The sequence below is a fragment of the Pseudomonas sp. D4-21 genome (assembly GCF_051132125.1).
GTDB lineage: Bacteria > Pseudomonadota > Gammaproteobacteria > Pseudomonadales > Pseudomonadaceae > Aquipseudomonas.
Window position 1 is genome coordinate 3742851 of sequence record NZ_CP071664.1, and the last position, 15968, is coordinate 3758818.

The following is a 15968-nucleotide window of genomic DNA, read 5'->3' on the forward strand; positions in this document are numbered from 1 at the left end:
TTGCGGAGAACCCTGATGAAAAAACTCAAACTGGTAATGATCGGCAACGGCATGGCCGGGGTTCGAACCCTCGAGGAACTGCTCAAGTTGAGCAATGAGCTCTACGACATCACTGTGTTCGGCGCCGAGCCCCACGCCAACTACAACCGCATCCTGCTCTCACCCGTGCTCGCCGGGGAACAGACGTTCGAAGAAATCGTGCTCAACGACCTGAACTGGTATCAGGAAAACAACATCAAGCTGTTGCTCAACCGCAAGGTAGTAGAGATCGACCGGGTCAAGCGCCGGGTCATCGCCGAAGACGGCAGCGAAGCCGACTACGACCGCTTGCTCATCGCCACCGGTTCCACGCCGTTCATCCTGCCGATCCCCGGCAACACCCTCAATGGCGTGATCGGCTACCGCGACATCGCCGACACCCAGGCGATGATCGACACCGCCAAGACCCATAAACACGCTGTGGTGATCGGTGGCGGCCTGCTGGGCCTGGAAGCCGCCAACGGCCTGAAGCTGCGCGGCATGGACGTGACCGTCGTGCACATCGGCGAATGGCTGCTGGAACGGCAATTGGACAAGACCAGCGGCCAACTGCTGCAAACCGCCCTGGAAAGCCGTGGCCTGAAATTCCGTCTCAGCGAACAGACCCAGGCCCTGCATGACGCCGGCAATGGCCGTGTCGGCTCGGTACAGTTCAAGAACGGCGACGTCATTCCCGCCGACCTGGTGGTAATGGCCGCTGGCATCCGTCCCAACACCGAGCTGGCTGAAAAATCCGGCATCCCGTGCAACCGCGGGATCCTGGTCAACGACACGATGCAGACCTACGACCCACGCGTTTACGCCATCGGCGAATGCGCCAGCCACCGTGGCACCGCTTATGGCCTGGTGGCGCCGTTGTTCGAACAGGCAAAAGTCTGCGCCAACCACCTCGCGCAACTGGGTTTCGCCACTTACAAGGGGTCAGTCACGTCGACCAAGCTGAAAGTCACCGGCATCGACCTGTTCTCCGCCGGCGACTTCATGGGCGGCGAAGGCACCGAGACCATCACCCTTTCCGACCCGATCGGCGGCGTCTACAAAAAGCTGGTGATCAAGGATGACGTGCTGGTCGGTGCCTGTCTGTACGGCGATACGGCGGATGGCGGCTGGTATTTCCGCCAGATCCGTGAGAATCACGCCATCAGCGAGATCCGCGACCACCTCATGTTCGGCGAAAACGCACTTGGCGATGTAGGCCATCAGGGCCAGGACAAAGCCATGAGCATGGCCGACACTGCCGAAGTCTGCGGCTGCAACGGCGTGTGCAAGGGCACCATCGTCAAGGCGATCCAGGAACACGGGCTGTTCAGCGTCGATGACGTGAAGAAACACACCAAGGCCGCCAGTTCCTGCGGCTCCTGCGCCGGCCTGGTGGAGCAGATCCTGATCAACACCGTGGGCGGCGCGGCGGACGTCAAGCCGAAAAGCGAGAAAGCCATCTGCGGCTGCAGCGACCTCAACCACGGCCAGATTCGCCAGGCGATCCGCGACCAGCATCTGCTGACCATCGCCGGAACCATGAGCTACCTGAACTGGCGCACCCCGAACGGCTGCGCCACCTGCCGACCTGCGCTGAACTATTACCTGATTTCCACCTGGCCCGGCGAAGCCCAGGACGATCCGCAGTCGCGCCTGATCAACGAACGCGCCCACGCCAATATCCAGAAAGACGGTACCTACTCCGTAGTGCCGCGGATGTGGGGCGGCGTGACCAACCCGTCCGAGCTGCGGCGCATTGCCGATGTCGCCGACAAGTACAACGTGCCCATGGTCAAGGTCACTGGCGGTCAGCGCATCGACTTGCTGGGCATCAAGAAGCAAGACCTGCCCGGCGTGTGGAAAGACCTCGATATGCCGTCCGGCCATGCCTACGGCAAATCCATCCGCACGGTGAAGACCTGCGTGGGCAGTGAGTTCTGCCGCTTCGGCACGCAGAACTCCACCCAGCTTGGCATCGAGCTGGAACATGACTTGTTCAATATGTGGTCGCCGCACAAAGTGAAGCTGGCTGTCTCCGGTTGCCCTCGCAACTGCTCGGAAGCAGGCATCAAGGACGTAGGCATTATCGGCGTCGATTCCGGCTGGGAGATGTACATCGGCGGCAACGGCGGGATCAAGACCGAGGTCGCCGAGTTTTTCGTCAAGCTCAAGACCGCCGAAGAAGTACGCGAATACAACGGTGCTTTTCTTCAGCTGTACCGCGAGGAAGCCTTCTACCTCGAACGCACCGTGCACTACATGCAGCGGGTCGGCATGGAGCACATCAAGAAAGCGGTATTGGAAGACCCGGAGCGGCGCAAGGCCCTCAACGAACGTCTGAAGTTTTCCCTGTCCCTGGAACAGGACCCTTGGAAACAGCGGCTGGAACAGCCTCAACTGAAAAAAGAGTTCGAGGCCATCCCCGTGAAAAACCTGGAGGTGCCGGCATGAACTGGCTGGATATCTGCGCGTTGGACGAAATCAACGCCCTGGGCTCACGCATCATCCAGGGGCCGAAGGGCGATATCGCGATTTTTCGTACCAGCGACGATGAAGTTTTCGCACTCGACGACCGCTGCCCGCACAAGGGCGGCCCATTGTCCCAAGGCCTGATCTACGGCAAGCGCGTGGCCTGCCCGCTGCACAACTGGCAGATCGACCTGGAAACCGGCCTGGCCCAAGCCCCGGACGTGGGTTGCGCCCACCACCATGCGGCCCGGGTAGAGAACGGCCGGGTCATGCTGGCCCTGCGGGAAGCAAGCTCATGAGCCGCCAGACCACAGCCTCGACCTGCTGTTATTGCGGGGTCGGTTGCGGCGTGTTGATCGAGCATGACGGCGAGCGGATCCTCGGCGTCAGTGGCGATCCTGCCCATCCGGCCAACTTCGGCAAACTGTGCAGCAAGGGCTCGACGCTGCACCTGACCGGCGACCTCGCCGCCCGCGCGCTCTACCCCGAGCTGCGCCTGGGCAAAGGCCTGGCCCGGGCCCGCACCGACTGGGACAGTGCGCTGGATCATGCTGCCAGTATTTTCGCCGAGACCATCGCCGAGCACGGCCCGGACAGCGTGGCCTTCTACATCTCCGGTCAATTGCTCACCGAGGATTACTACGCCTTCAACAAACTCGCCCGGGCTCTGGTGGGCACCAACAATATCGACAGCAACTCGCGGCTGTGCATGTCCTCCGCCGTGGTGGGCTACAAGCGAAGCCTCGGCGCCGACGCCCCACCTTGCAGCTACGAGGACCTGGAACTGAGCGACTGCGTGATGATCGTCGGCAGTAACATGGCCTACGCCCACCCGATCCTGTTTCGTCGCCTCGAAGAAGCCAAATCCCGCCGGCCAGAGATGAAAATCATCGTCATCGACCCCCGGCGCACCGACACCTGCGACCTGGCGGACCTGCACCTGGCGATCCTGCCGGGCACCGACGTCGCATTGTTCCATGGGATTTTGCACCTGCTGTTGTGGGAAGACTGGATTGATCGCAGTTTCATCAAGGCACACACCGAAGGCCTCGCGGACCTGAAGAACCTGGTACGCGACTACACGCCCGCCATGGTCGCCCAGCTGTGCGGTATCAGTGTCGAGCAACTGCACCAATGCGCCGAATGGGTCGGCACCTCTCCCAGTTTCCTGTCGTTGTGGTGCATGGGCCTGAACCAGTCCACCGCCGGCAGCGCCAAAAACAGCGCACTGATCAACCTGCACCTGGCCACCGGACAGATCGGCCGTCCGGGCGCGGGCCCGTTTTCCTTGACCGGCCAGCCCAACGCCATGGGCGGCCGCGAAACGGGCAGTCTGTCCAACCTGCTGCCCGGTCATCGCGAAGTAGCCAACCCGGAACATCGCGCTGAAGTAGCCGATTACTGGGGCGTCGAACAATTGCCGGCAACCCCCGGCCTCAGCGCCATCGAGTTGTTCGAGCAGGTGCGCAACGGCAAGATCAAGGCGCTGTGGATCGCCTGCACCAACCCGGCCCAATCAATGCCTGACCAGGCCGCCATACGCGAAGCCCTGCAAGCCTGCCCATTCGTGGTATTGCAGGAGGCTTTCCGCACCACCGAGACCGCCACCTTCGCCGACCTGCTGCTGCCAGCGGCCAGTTGGGGTGAGAAAGAAGGCTCGGTCACCAACTCCGAGCGGCGCATTTCACACGTTCGCCGGGCAATAAACGCACCGGGTGAAGCACGTCCGGACTGGGCCATTACTGTGGATTTCGCACAACGCCTGGAAAAACGTCTGCGCCCTACCTCCTCAAGCCTGTTCGGCTTCGAAACACCGGCGCAACTGTTCGATGAATACAAGCAGCTGACCCGTGGTCGCGACCTGGACCTGTCCGGTATCAGCCACGCGCTGATCGATCAGCTTGGCCCCCAGCAATGGCCTTTCCGCGAAGGCGCTACGGTCGGCACCGCCCGTTTATACGTAGACGGCGTGTTTCCTACGGAAAGCGGCCGGGCTCGGTTTGTAGCCGACCCCTATCGCGCCGCCAAGGAATTGCGTGACGCGCGCTATCCGTTGACCCTGAACACCGGCCGCTTGCGTGACCAGTGGCACGGCATGAGCCGCACCGGCACCGCCGCGCAATTGTTTGGCCATGTCAACGAAGCGGTGCTCAGCCTGCATCCCGACGAGCTGCTTCGCCATCGCCTGCAAGCGGGCGACCTGGTCAGCCTCAAAAGCCGTCGCGGCAGCCTGATCGTGGCGGTGGACAGCGACGAAAGCGTGCGCCCCGGACAGGCATTCCTGCCCATGCACTGGGGCGACCGGTTTCTCAAGGGCGGGGTCAACGTCCTGACTCAACCGGCGTTCGACCCTTTGTCGAAGCAGCCGGAGCTCAAGCACAGCGGCGTGCGCCTGGAACCGGTGAACCTGCCATGGCAGCTTTTCGCCTTGGTCGAAGGCGATGTTCAACAGCATCTGGAGACTTTGCGTCCTCTGTGTGAGGCGTTTGCCTATGTCAGCCTTAGCCTTACCGGACGTGAACGTCCCGCATTGCTGATTCGCGCCGCCAGCGCTGCTGCGCCCGAACCGCAGCTGCTCCAGGCGATCGACGAGCAACTCGGCCTTATCGACGGGCCCGTCTTGGCCTATGACGATCCGCGCCGCTCCATTGGCAAGCGGGTGCGGATCGAAAACGGCCGCATCACGGCCATTCGGCTGGCCGGAGAAACCCTGGCTCGCCATTGGCTGCAGAACCTGTGGCTCGAAGGTCGCGCCGACGAGCAACTGCGGCGCTGGCTGCTGGCCCCCTTGAGCGCGCCACCGGGCAACACCGGTGCCGCCATGGGCGGCGGGAAAACCCTGTGCAATTGCATGAATGTCAGCCAGCGCGCGGTTTGCGCGGGTATCGAGCGCGGCCTGGATTTGCAGGGCCTGAAAAACGAACTGGGTTGCGGCACACAGTGCGGTTCCTGCGTACCGGAAATCAAACGCCTGCTGGTTGCCAACGCGCAACCGCTGGCGGCTATCTCGTGAGGAAAACACTATGAACGCAAAAGTCTGGCTGGTAGGTGCGGGTCCTGGCGACCCTGAATTGCTGACCCTCAAAGCCGTGCGCGCCATGGGCGAAGCCGACGTCGTGTTGATCGATGACCTGGTCAACGAGGCAGTGCTGGAACATTGTCCGGGCGCACGCATCATCGCCGTGGGCAAGCGCGGCGGTTGCCGCTCCACGCCACAAGCGTTCATTCATCGACTGATGCTGCGTTATGCCCGCCAAGGCAAATGCGTGGTACGCCTCAAGGGCGGCGACCCGTGCGTTTTCGGCCGGGGCGGCGAAGAAGCGCAGTGGCTGCGCGAACACGGGGTCGAGGTGGAACTGGTCAATGGCATCACGGCGGGTCTTGCCGGAGCCACCCAATGCGATATTCCACTGACCTTACGCGGCGTTGCCCGTGGCGTGACGCTGGTCACTGCCCATACCCAGGACGGCAGCAGCCTGAACTGGCAAGCCCTGGCCCAGGGCGGGACGACCCTTGTGGTGTATATGGGGGTGGCGAAACTGAGCGAGATCCGTGAGCAATTGCTGGCGGGCGGTATGGCGGCGAATACACCGGTCGCCATGATTGAAAACGCCTCCCTGCCCCACCAGCGCGACTGCCGCAGCGACCTGGCATCGATGGAAACCGACGCCAGCGCGTTTCAACTCAAGAGTCCGGCGATCCTGGTGATTGGTGCGGTGGCGGCTGCCGCTGAGCTTGCCACCTCCCCGCCTGCCTGGGCCCAGGTTTGCGCCCTCTAACAGACAAACCAAACCTGTGTGAGCGAGCTTGCTCGCGATGGCGGTGGTTAAGTCGCACATACATGGACTGACACACTGCCATCGCGAGCAGGCTCGCTCCCACAGGTCCTGCACAAGCCGTCCCATTAAATCCCAGACAAAGAAAAACCCGGCCTAAGCCGGGTTTTTCTAGTGCTGTGGGCTAATTACTTAGCTTGAGCTTCAACCTGCGCTTCTACGCGACGGTTGACTGCACGACCAGCTTCAGTGGCGTTGTCGGCAACTGGGCGGGATTCGCCGTAGCCAACAGACTGAACGCGGGACGATTCAACACCGTACTGGTTGGTCAGAACTTGCTTAACGGCGTTTGCACGACGCTCAGACAGTTTCTGGTTGTAAGCGTCAGGACCGACGGAGTCAGTGTGACCTTCAACAGTGGTGCTGGTGGATGGGTACTGCTTCATGAAATCAGCCAGGTTCTTGATGTCGCCGTAGCTGTTTTCTTTAACGACCGACTTGTCGAAGTCGAACTTGACGTCCAGCTCAACACGTACGACTTCAGCAACAGCTGGGCAGCCATCAGCGTCAACGGTTACGTTGGCTGGGGTGTCAGGGCACTTGTCGACGTTGTCGCACACGCCATCGTTGTCGCTGTCGGAGCAGACTTCAGCAGGTGCTGGAACTGGAGCAGCAGCTGGCTTGGAGCCGCCACCGAAGTTCACACCGATACCGACGCTAGGAGCCCACTCGGTGTCGCCCTGGTCGATGTTGTACTGAGCTTCAACGCCAGCACGGGCGTAGAAGTTGTCGGTGAAATACAGCTTGGCGCCGCCACCAACGTTGGCGAAGGTAGAACGGTTACGACCGTTGCTGCCATTCTGGTCGATGCTCTGGTCGGAGAAACCGGCCGAAACATAAGGACGCAGCATGTCGCCTGGGTTGTTGAAGTGGTACAGAGCGTCCAGAGCGGTGTTCGCGCCCTTGACGTTGGTGCCATCGTCGGTACGTGCGTTGTGCACTTCGTCGTAGGCCAGACGCAGTTCAACGTCGTCGGTCAGGAAGTAACCAACCGAACCGCCGAACAGGTTGCCGTTGTTCTTGAAATCACGAGCGCTGTCGAACATTTCTTTCTTGGCGAAGCCTTCGATTTCAACTGCGCCTTGGCCTTGTGCCAGAGCGCCGAACGAAGTGGCAGCAATCAAAGAACCAATGGCAAAGCCCAAGGTGTTTTTCAGTTTCATCCGTTAAATCCCCATCTGGTGATTGTGAAGCAGTCCCGCAAACCGGGGGACAACTCGGCGGCAAGTCTATCAGAACTTGCCTACACGTAAGAGATATTTGCGCTGAACTAAGTTTCAGCTATGCCCGCAAATTTCTCACGCAGCTTATCGAGCGCGCGCTTATAACGCATTTTTGTCGCGCTCAGACCCATGTGCATTATGTCTGCGATCTCCTGGAATTCCAGTTCTGCGACAAATCGTAGCACCAGAATTTCCCTGTCGATCGGGTTCACATAAACCAGCCAGCGATCGAGTCCACCCTTTTCCTCGGGCTTGGGCGCCTTTTCCTCGGACGCTTCCTCGAGAGGGTCAAGGCTCAACGCGTCCATCAACCGACGCTTTCGCCGCTCCTTGCGATACTGTGTGATGCATTCGTTGTAGGTGATGCTATATAGCCACGTCTTGAACTTCGATTTCCCCTCGAAGTTCTTCAAGCCGTACAGCACCTTCAACATCACCTCCTGACAGACATCATCAGCATCACGATCGTTCCCAAGATATCTTGCACAAACGTTAAATAATGTTCGCTGGTAACGGCGCATCAACTCTTCGTATGCGCGTGTGACGTGAAACAGCTCCGAATGCGCGCGCGCGACCAACTCCTCATCGGAGAGATCACGGGGGTCGTAGCGCGTGGATAGCGATTGGGGTTTGTTCAAAACAAGTCGGGCCGACAGTCTAGGTCAATGTGCGCCGCAGCCTGCGGTACCAGGCATTTTGCGGCGGCATACATTAGCAGGATTTGCCGGGTTAGCGGCTACTCACATGCTGTTCCAGCAGAATCCGATTGGACAGCGACACCAGCTCGCCTTCCTCGGTCAGCAATGTGGTCTTCACTGTGCCGATCTCTTCGATCTGGCCTTCGACCTCTCCAACACGCACTTGTTGCCCAACCTCGTAGAGCTCACGCACATAGATTCCCGCAAGAATCTGACCGGCGATTTCCCGGCTTCCCAACCCCATGGCCAGCGCAACCGCCAGACCAACGGTAATCAAGACAATCACGATCACATGGTTGAGCAGGTCAGTCTTGACCTCCAACTGGCTGATCGCGACCGAAATACTGATGATGATCACCAGGCCCTGGGCAATCCGTCCAAGTCCCGAAGCATAATCGAGCCCGACACCTTCGGCGGCGCCGCGCACCAGGCCGTTGGCCAGTTGCGCCAGCAACACGCCCACCAGCAACACCAAGGCAGCGCCGAACACCTTCGGCAAATACAGCGCCAGCATGTCCAGGGTCGCTGAAACGCGCTCCAGGCCCAGGGACTCAGCCGCGGAAACCAGGAATATAAGCAGCACGAACCAATAGACGATCTTGCCCACCAAGGTCGAGATCGGAACCTGGATGCCGCCACGGGACAAGAGCTTGGTCAGGCCGGTGCCGCCCATCAGGCGATCGAGGCCCAATTTGGCGAGCAGCTTGGACAGCAACGTGTCCAGCAGCTTGGCCACGACAAAACCCAACAACAGCACCACCAGGGCGCCGAAGAGATTGGGAATAAAGTTAGCTATCTTGGTCCACAACGCAGTCATTGCCGTGACGAGGCTCTGGGTCCAGAGATCAAGTTCCATATTCAGTCAGCCTTATCAGCGGTGCGAGTAACAGGTTTGCGACGGGAAACCGGCGAGACGTGGGCCGACCCGTTGTTCAGGGCGATCATCAGCGCTGGCACCCAACGGCCCAGCAGGCTGAACAGATCGCCGGCGCCCACCTGGCGGTTGGCGGTTTTGAGTACACGGCCCAGGCATGCATCGTCGTCCCGGCTGGACGGCGAGGCCTTGAGCATGTCGCGCAGAGACTGTTCAAACGGATCGTGCATACGCACCTCTGGTGATGTCTGTGGAAGACGCGATCAGATTTCGTCGGGTCACATGAAACCCCATCACACCCAACGCAAACGGCGAAACAGCCACCATTGCCCCAGCGCAACGCAGACCATCAGCAGGCAAGCGACGAGGAAACCATAGGGGCTCTCGGAAAACGGAATGCCGCCGACATTGATGCCCAGCAGCCCCGTGAGGAAACTCATCGGCAGGAAGATCCCAGTGATGATGCCGAAGCGGTACATGGTGCGGTTCATGCGCACTGAAAGGCGCCGGTCCTCGGCCTCCAGTACCAGCCCCACGCGCTCGCGAGTCAGTTCCAGCTCTTCGAGATAGCGGGTCAGGCTGTTGTTCAATTCATTCCAGTAGTCACCGTCGTCCTCGACGAACCAGGGCAACTTGATTCGCGACATCTGGCCGAAAATATCCCGTTGCGGCGCCAGGAATCGCTTCAGCCCGGCAGCCCGGCGACGGATGTGCAAAATGGCATCGTGCTCAGGCGTATACCGTTCGTCGGTATCGAGCTTTTCTTCCTCGGTGTCGACGATTTCCGACAGGCACGTCACCAGGTCCTGCACCTTATTGGTCAGGTACTGCGCCATATAAAGGATGAGTTCCGAAGCTGTCCGGGGCCCCTTGCCCTCGGACAGCTCGGCCAGCAGCTCATCGGTGGCGCGCAAAGGGCGCAGCCGCAGGGAAATCACTCGCTGCGCCGCCGCAAAGATGCGCACCGACACCATGTCTTCCGGCTCGGCCCCCGGATTGAGGTTGATCCCACGCAAAAACAGCAGCAGTTCGGCGTTGGGCAGCGGCAGCAGTCGTGGACGGGTGTTCTCTTCAAGCAGCAGATCGCAGTTGAATTCACTCAAACCACTGGATTTGCGCAGCCACGTATGGGTTTGCGGATGACTGCGGTCCCAATGCAGCCACAGGCTTTCATGGGCCTGCAGCTGCAGATCGTCAAGTTCGGTCCGGGCTATCGAACGCGCGCCACCTTTACCATCCAGCACCAGGGCATGCACCAGCCCCCATTGCGCGTTTTCTTCCTCGAACATCCTCATCCCTTATGGCTGCAACGCTTTATTCAGGCATCTTCAACGGGCTCGGCGAGACAATCACGCCGTTATTGTCCGCATAGACATATTCACCCGGACGGAACGTCACGCCAGCAAAGGTGACCGCCACATTGAGATCGCCGATGCCACGCTTGTCGGTCTTCATCGGATGGCTGGCCAGGGCCTGGACGCCGAGGTCGGTCTGGGCAATGACGTCGACGTCGCGGATGCAACCGTAGATCACCAACCCTTCCCAACCATTTTTCGCGGCCTTTTCCGCCAGCATGTCTCCCAGCAGCGCCCGACGCAGGGAACCGCCGCCGTCGACCACCAGCACCTTGCCGTCCCCCTTGAGCTCGACCTGTTCCTTGACCAGGGAATTGTCTTCGAAACACTTGATGGTCACTATCTCGCCACCAAAGGAATCGCGGCCGCCGAAATTGCTGAACATCGGTTCCACCACTTGCACGAGGTCTGGATAGGCATCGCACAGGTCAGGCGTGAGGTAATGGTTCATCGAACAACTCCTGTATGGGCTGGAACGTCGGGCTGAAGTGAACCGCTGTTTGTGACCGGAACAGCGGAACGCGTCATATCTTAGCCGCAAGCAGTCCAGAGCGAAATGCCCACCTCAGAGCCTTCGCGTCAAACCGCCTCCGCCAGGTGGGGTTGATCCGCCGGCAACGGTCCGCGCTGATCCTCCAGCCACCGAGCCACCAATGGCCAGACCTCGGCCTGGGCGGCTTTACTGACGAGCATTTCGACGTGGCCGAAATCATCGCCGAAGCCTTGTTCGCGCCCAAGGCAGACAAATTGCTTGTGCTCGGAACCGATCTGCTCGAACAGTTTGCGGCATGCCCAGGCAGGATCCTGCTGATCGCCGGCGGCGCTCACCGCCAGCACCGGCACCTGCACGTCGGCCAGGCCCGCCCACCAGTTTTTCTCGGCATCGCCGAAACGCCCGAACAGGCCATACCAGCGCAGGCTCTCCAGGGCCAGGCCGATGGGCTCATCTTCTGGGCCGCGCTTGAGCCTTGAACCGGACAAATGGGCGAAACGCTTGAGGATGAAGCGCCCGCTCCATTCAACCGGGGGAATTTTCAGTGGCCAATAGGTACGGCTGACCTGTGTACCAAAAAATGCCGCCGATGCAACGGCAGGCGCGCCCAGGTAATGGCCGCCCAAGGCCGCTGCCAGGGTGATGCCGCCCAGCGAGTGACCGATCCAATGGGGCACCTGCCCGCTCTGCTCGCGCACGAAGGCGCCGATGGCCGGCAAGTCATACCGGGCGTAGTCGGCCACGCGGTTGTTGCGGTAGCCCTGGTTTCGTTGGGATAAGCCATGCCCGCGCATTTCGGGAATCCAGACATCGAACCCCAACCGCGCCAGGTGCGCCCCCAGCCCCAGCCCCTTGGGCGAATACCAGAAGCGACGGTTGGAAAAATTGCCGTGCAACAGGATCACCGGGACACCCCGGGTTTCGCCGACATCGGCCATGCCCAGCCGGGTGACGGCCAGCTCGACGCTGTAGTCGGGGCTGTTACCGGGTTTCAAACGATAGACATCTTCGCTCAGATCGCCACGCCGCTCGGCGCTGATCAGGGCGACAGGAAATAGGTTGCTGCTGCTTTGCATGATCTTCTTGCACAAAAAAGGGCGGCTTCCAAATGGAGCCCGCCCTACTTCAAATCAAAAGGGGCCGGAAGACTGGCCGCCGGATACCACAAGGAATTACCCCGGCTTACATTACCGATCAGGCCCCTTCACTCGATCAGACCGCAGCCTGCCCCTCAGCCAGGAAGAACCAGGTTTCCAGTACCGAGTCCGGGTTCAACGAAACGCTTTCGATACCCTGCTCCATCAGCCACTTGGCCAGGTCCGGGTGGTCCGAAGGGCCCTGGCCGCAGATGCCGATGTACTTGCCGGCCTTGTTGCAGGCGGCGATAGCATTGGCCAACAGCTTCTTGACCGCCGGGTTACGTTCGTCAAACAGGTGGGCGATGATCCCCGAATCGCGGTCCAGACCCAAGGTCAGTTGGGTCAGGTCGTTGGAGCCGATGGAGAAGCCGTCGAAGAACTCGAGGAATTCTTCGGCCAGGATCGCGTTGGACGGCAGTTCGCACATCATGATGACGCGCAGGCCATTCTGGCCACGGGCCAGGCCGTTTTTCGCCAACAGGTCGACCACTTGGCTCGCCTCGCCGAGGGTGCGCACGAACGGCACCATGATCTCGACGTTGGTCAGGCCCATCTCGTTACGCACGCGCTTGAGGGCACGGCATTCGAGTTCGAAGCAATCGCGGAACGATTCGCTGATGTAGCGCGACGCACCACGGAAGCCCAGCATCGGGTTCTCTTCTTCGGGCTCGTAGAGTTTGCCACCGATCAGGTTGGCGTATTCGTTGGACTTGAAGTCCGACAGCCGCACGATGACTTTCTTCGGCCAGAACGCCGCCGCCAGGGTGCTGATGCCTTCCACGAGCTTCTCGACGTAGAAACCGACCGGGTCGTCGTAGCCGGCAATGCGCTTGTCGACGCTGTCCTTGATGTCCTGTGGCAGGCCGTCATAGTTCAGCAGTGCCTTGGGGTGCACGCCGATCATGCGGTTGATGATGAACTCCAGGCGGGCCAGGCCCACGCCGGCGTTCGGCAGCTGCGCGAAGTCGAAGGCACGGTCCGGGTTGCCGACGTTCATCATGATCTTGAACGGCAGCTCCGGCATGGCGTCCACGGAGTTCTTCTTGATGTCGAAGCCCAACTCGCCTTCGAAGATGTAGCCGGTGTCGCCTTCGGCGCAGGAAACGGTCACGCCCTGGCCGTCCTTGAGCAGTTCGGTGGCATTGCCGCAACCGACCACGGCCGGAATGCCCAGCTCACGGGCGATGATCGCCGCGTGGCAAGTGCGTCCACCGCGGTTGGTGACAATGGCGCTGGCGCGCTTCATCACCGGTTCCCAGTCCGGGTCGGTCATGTCGGAGACCAGCACGTCGCCGGCCTGGACCTTGTCCATCTCCGAGACGTCCTTGATGATCCGCACCTTGCCGGCGCCGATGCGCTGGCCGATTGCGCGGCCTTCCACCAGCACGGTGCCGGTTTCCTTGAGCAGGTAGCGCTCCATGACGTTGGCCTGGGTGCGGCTCTTCACGGTTTCCGGACGGGCCTGCACGATGTACAGCTTGCCGTCGTCGCCGTCCTTGGCCCACTCGATGTCCATCGGGCACTTGTAGTGCTTCTCGATGATCATCGCCTGCTTGGCCAGCTCGCTGACTTCGGCGTCGGTCAGGCAGAAGCGCGCGCGATCAGCCTTGTCGACATCGACGGTCTTGACCGAACGACCCGCCTTGGCTTCGTCGCCATAGACCATCTTGATGGCCTTGCTGCCCAGGTTGCGGCGCAGGATGGCCGGACGACCGGCTTCCAGGGTGCCCTTGTGGACATAGAATTCATCGGGGTTCACCGCGCCTTGCACGACGGTTTCACCCAGGCCATAGGCGCCGGTGATGAACACGACGTCACGAAAGCCCGACTCGGTGTCGAGGGTGAACATCACGCCGGCGGTGCCGGTTTCGGAGCGGACCATGCGCTGCACACCGGCGGACAGGGCGACCAGTTTGTGGTCGAAGCCCTGATGCACGCGGTAGGAAATGGCACGGTCGTTGAAAAGGGAGGCGAAGACTTCCTTGGCGGCTCGGATGACGTTTTCCACGCCACGGATATTCAGGAAAGTCTCCTGCTGGCCGGCGAACGAGGCGTCCGGCAAGTCTTCGGCGGTGGCCGAGGAGCGTACGGCGACAGCGATGTCGGGGTTGCCTTCGGAGAGCTTGGCAAAAGCCGTGCGGATTTCGCTGTTCAGCTTCTCGGGAAACTCGGCTTCCATGATCCATTGGCGGATCTGGGCACCGGTCTTGGCCAGGGCATTGACGTCATCGACGTCCAGGGCGTCGAGCGCATCGTGGATCTGCTGGTTCAGGCCGCTCAGTTCCAGGAAGTCACGATAAGCCTGGGCGGTCGTGGCGAAGCCACCCGGCACCGATACTCCGGCGCCCGCGAGCTTACTGATCATCTCGCCCAGGGATGCGTTCTTGCCCCCCACATGCTCTACATCATGGACGCCGAGCTTATCGAGGGAAACTACGTACTCTACCAAGGTGATCTCTCCACTGACTGTGTTGGAAAAGCTCAAGGTACCGGCGGCTCCAGGGGAGCGCTCACCGGCGATATGGCCTGGACCTGGAAAATAAGTGAGAATGCGGGCCACGGGCGGCCGGCAAATCGCGCCTATCATATCCAAGAATCGTGACTAGCTCACTAGCTTAAGGCCCAAGGCGCAAATGAAACGATCTGCTTTCTTTATCTCCGACGGCACCGGCATCACGGCCGAAACGCTGGGCCAGAGCCTGTTGGCGCAGTTCGAAAACATTACCTTCACCAAGCTGACACGCCCCTACATAGACAGCGTCGACAAGGCGCGGGCCATGGTACAGCAAATCAATAAAGCCGCCGAAAACGACGGTTTTCGCCCGATTATCTTCGACACCATCGTCAATCAGGACATCCGTGAGATTCTCGCAACGTCCAATGGTTTCATGATCGACATTTTTTCCACGTTCCTGGCGCCCCTGGAACAGGAACTGAGCGAACATTCTTCCTATTCGGTCGGCAAGTCCCATTCCATTGGTCACAACTCCAACTACATGGAGCGGATCGAGGCGGTCAACTTTGCGCTGGACAACGATGACGGCGCCCGCACGCATTATTACGACAAGGCCGACCTGATCCTAGTGGGTGTGTCGCGGTGTGGTAAGACGCCGACGTGTCTGTACATGGCGATGCAGTTCGGCATCCGCGCGGCCAACTATCCGTTGACCGAAGACGACATGGAGCGCCTGCAACTGCCCAATGCGTTGCGCGCCCACCAGCACAAACTGTTCGGCCTGACCATCGACCCGGACCGCCTCACCGCGATCCGCAACGAACGCAAGCCCAACAGCCGCTATTCGAGCTACGCCCAGTGTGAGTTCGAAGTGCGCGAAGTGGAAAACCTGTTCCGGCGGGAGAACATTCCCCATATCAACTCCACGCATTTTTCCGTGGAAGAGATATCGGCGAAGATCCTGGTGGAGAAAGGCGTGGAGCGGCGGTTCAAATAAAACCCGCAACACCACAAAGCCCTGCGGGAGCGAGCCTGCTCGCGATAGCATCACCTTGGTCTGACTGAAAGACCCAGTTGCCTGCATCGCGAGCAGGCTCGCTCCCACATGTGTCCGCGGTCTACTGCGCTAATGCCGCCTGCTCGTCCATCTTCTTGCGCAAACTCAACGGGCGCATGTCGGTCCAGACCTCTTCGATATACGCCAGGCATTCCTTCTTGAAGCCGCTTTTGCCGACCGTACGCCAGCCTTCCGGGATGGCTTTGTAGTCCGGCCAGATCGAATATTGTTCTTCGTGGTTGACCACGACCTGGAAGAGGATGTCCTCGCGATCGAATACTGAAGTCATGGTGTTTCTCCGTCATTGCTCAAGGTTCGCCGCGCCACGGGCGCAGCCAAGGTATGAAAGGA

Annotated in this window: 14 protein-coding genes; 5 read left to right on the plus strand and 9 right to left on the minus strand. The window is 60.4% G+C overall.

What is annotated here, in order from left to right:
* Window positions 1-15: 15 nt before the first annotated feature.
* Genes nirB through cobA form a run of 4 tightly spaced genes read left to right on the plus strand, consistent with a single transcriptional unit; the run spans window position 16 to window position 6266 of the window.
* Window positions 16-2469, plus strand: a complete 2454-nt coding sequence (gene nirB / locus J3Q04_RS16655) for a nitrite reductase large subunit NirB (protein WP_434610485.1) — start codon at window positions 16-18, stop codon at window positions 2467-2469.
* The gene (gene nirD, locus J3Q04_RS16660) at window positions 2466-2786 is read left to right on the plus strand and encodes a nitrite reductase small subunit NirD (protein ID WP_420764744.1); all 321 of its coding nucleotides are present in this window, start codon (window positions 2466-2468) and stop codon (window positions 2784-2786) included. The genes nirB and nirD overlap by 4 nt, the downstream gene beginning before the upstream one ends.
* Entirely contained in the window at window positions 2783-5500 is a 2718-nt protein-coding gene (locus tag J3Q04_RS16665) for a nitrate reductase (RefSeq protein ID WP_434610483.1), read from the plus strand. Before nirD ends, J3Q04_RS16665 begins: the two co-directional genes overlap by 4 nt.
* Before the next feature lie 10 nt (window positions 5501-5510).
* Window positions 5511-6266 carry a uroporphyrinogen-III C-methyltransferase gene (gene cobA, locus J3Q04_RS16670; RefSeq protein WP_420764746.1) on the plus strand — a complete coding sequence of 252 codons (756 nt, stop codon included), beginning with the start codon at window positions 5511-5513 and terminating at the stop codon, window positions 6264-6266.
* Window positions 6267-6451: 185 nt separating this feature from the next.
* On the opposite strand, the gene J3Q04_RS16675 is transcribed toward cobA, so the two are convergent.
* From J3Q04_RS16675 to ppsA, 8 genes are all read right to left on the minus strand, one after another.
* Entirely contained in the window at window positions 6452-7486 is a 1035-nt protein-coding gene (locus J3Q04_RS16675) for an OmpA family protein (RefSeq protein ID WP_058542369.1), read from the minus strand.
* A 107-nt stretch (window positions 7487-7593) separates the two neighbouring features.
* Window positions 7594-8184, minus strand: a complete 591-nt coding sequence (gene sigX / locus J3Q04_RS16680) for an RNA polymerase sigma factor SigX (protein ID WP_420764747.1) — start codon at window positions 8182-8184, stop codon at window positions 7594-7596.
* A gap of 91 nt (window positions 8185-8275) precedes the next feature.
* The gene (locus J3Q04_RS16685) at window positions 8276-9100 is read right to left on the minus strand and encodes a mechanosensitive ion channel family protein (protein WP_045155488.1); all 825 of its coding nucleotides are present in this window, start codon (window positions 9098-9100) and stop codon (window positions 8276-8278) included.
* A gap of 2 nt (window positions 9101-9102) precedes the next feature.
* Entirely contained in the window at window positions 9103-9348 is a 246-nt protein-coding gene (locus tag J3Q04_RS16690) for a CrfX protein (protein ID WP_420764748.1), read from the minus strand.
* Window positions 9349-9411: 63 nt separating this feature from the next.
* Window positions 9412-10407, minus strand: a complete 996-nt coding sequence (locus J3Q04_RS16695; protein ID WP_420764749.1) for a zinc transporter ZntB — start codon at window positions 10405-10407, stop codon at window positions 9412-9414.
* A 25-nt stretch (window positions 10408-10432) separates the two neighbouring features.
* Window positions 10433-10924 (minus strand): ribonuclease E activity regulator RraA, encoded by a 492-nt coding sequence (rraA, locus tag J3Q04_RS16700; RefSeq protein WP_420764750.1) that lies wholly within the window; start codon window positions 10922-10924, stop codon window positions 10433-10435.
* Between the two features lie 128 nt (window positions 10925-11052).
* Window positions 11053-12042 (minus strand): alpha/beta fold hydrolase, encoded by a 990-nt coding sequence (locus J3Q04_RS16705; RefSeq protein ID WP_434610480.1) that lies wholly within the window; start codon window positions 12040-12042, stop codon window positions 11053-11055.
* A 136-nt stretch (window positions 12043-12178) separates the two neighbouring features.
* Complete coding sequence (gene ppsA / locus J3Q04_RS16710; RefSeq protein WP_434611545.1) at window positions 12179-14554, minus strand: phosphoenolpyruvate synthase; 2376 nt, start codon at window positions 14552-14554, stop codon at window positions 12179-12181.
* 184 nt (window positions 14555-14738) lie between these two features.
* Between ppsA and ppsR the strand changes: the two genes are divergently transcribed.
* The gene (gene ppsR / locus J3Q04_RS16715; protein WP_420764752.1) at window positions 14739-15557 is read left to right on the plus strand and encodes a posphoenolpyruvate synthetase regulatory kinase/phosphorylase PpsR; all 819 of its coding nucleotides are present in this window, start codon (window positions 14739-14741) and stop codon (window positions 15555-15557) included.
* Window positions 15558-15678: 121 nt separating this feature from the next.
* Here ppsR and J3Q04_RS16720 read toward each other — a convergent pair whose 3' ends face one another.
* A complete protein-coding gene (locus J3Q04_RS16720) occupies window positions 15679-15906 on the minus strand; it encodes an MbtH family protein (RefSeq protein ID WP_434610477.1) in 228 nt (75 codons plus the stop codon).
* Between the last annotated feature and the right edge of the window lie 62 nt (window positions 15907-15968).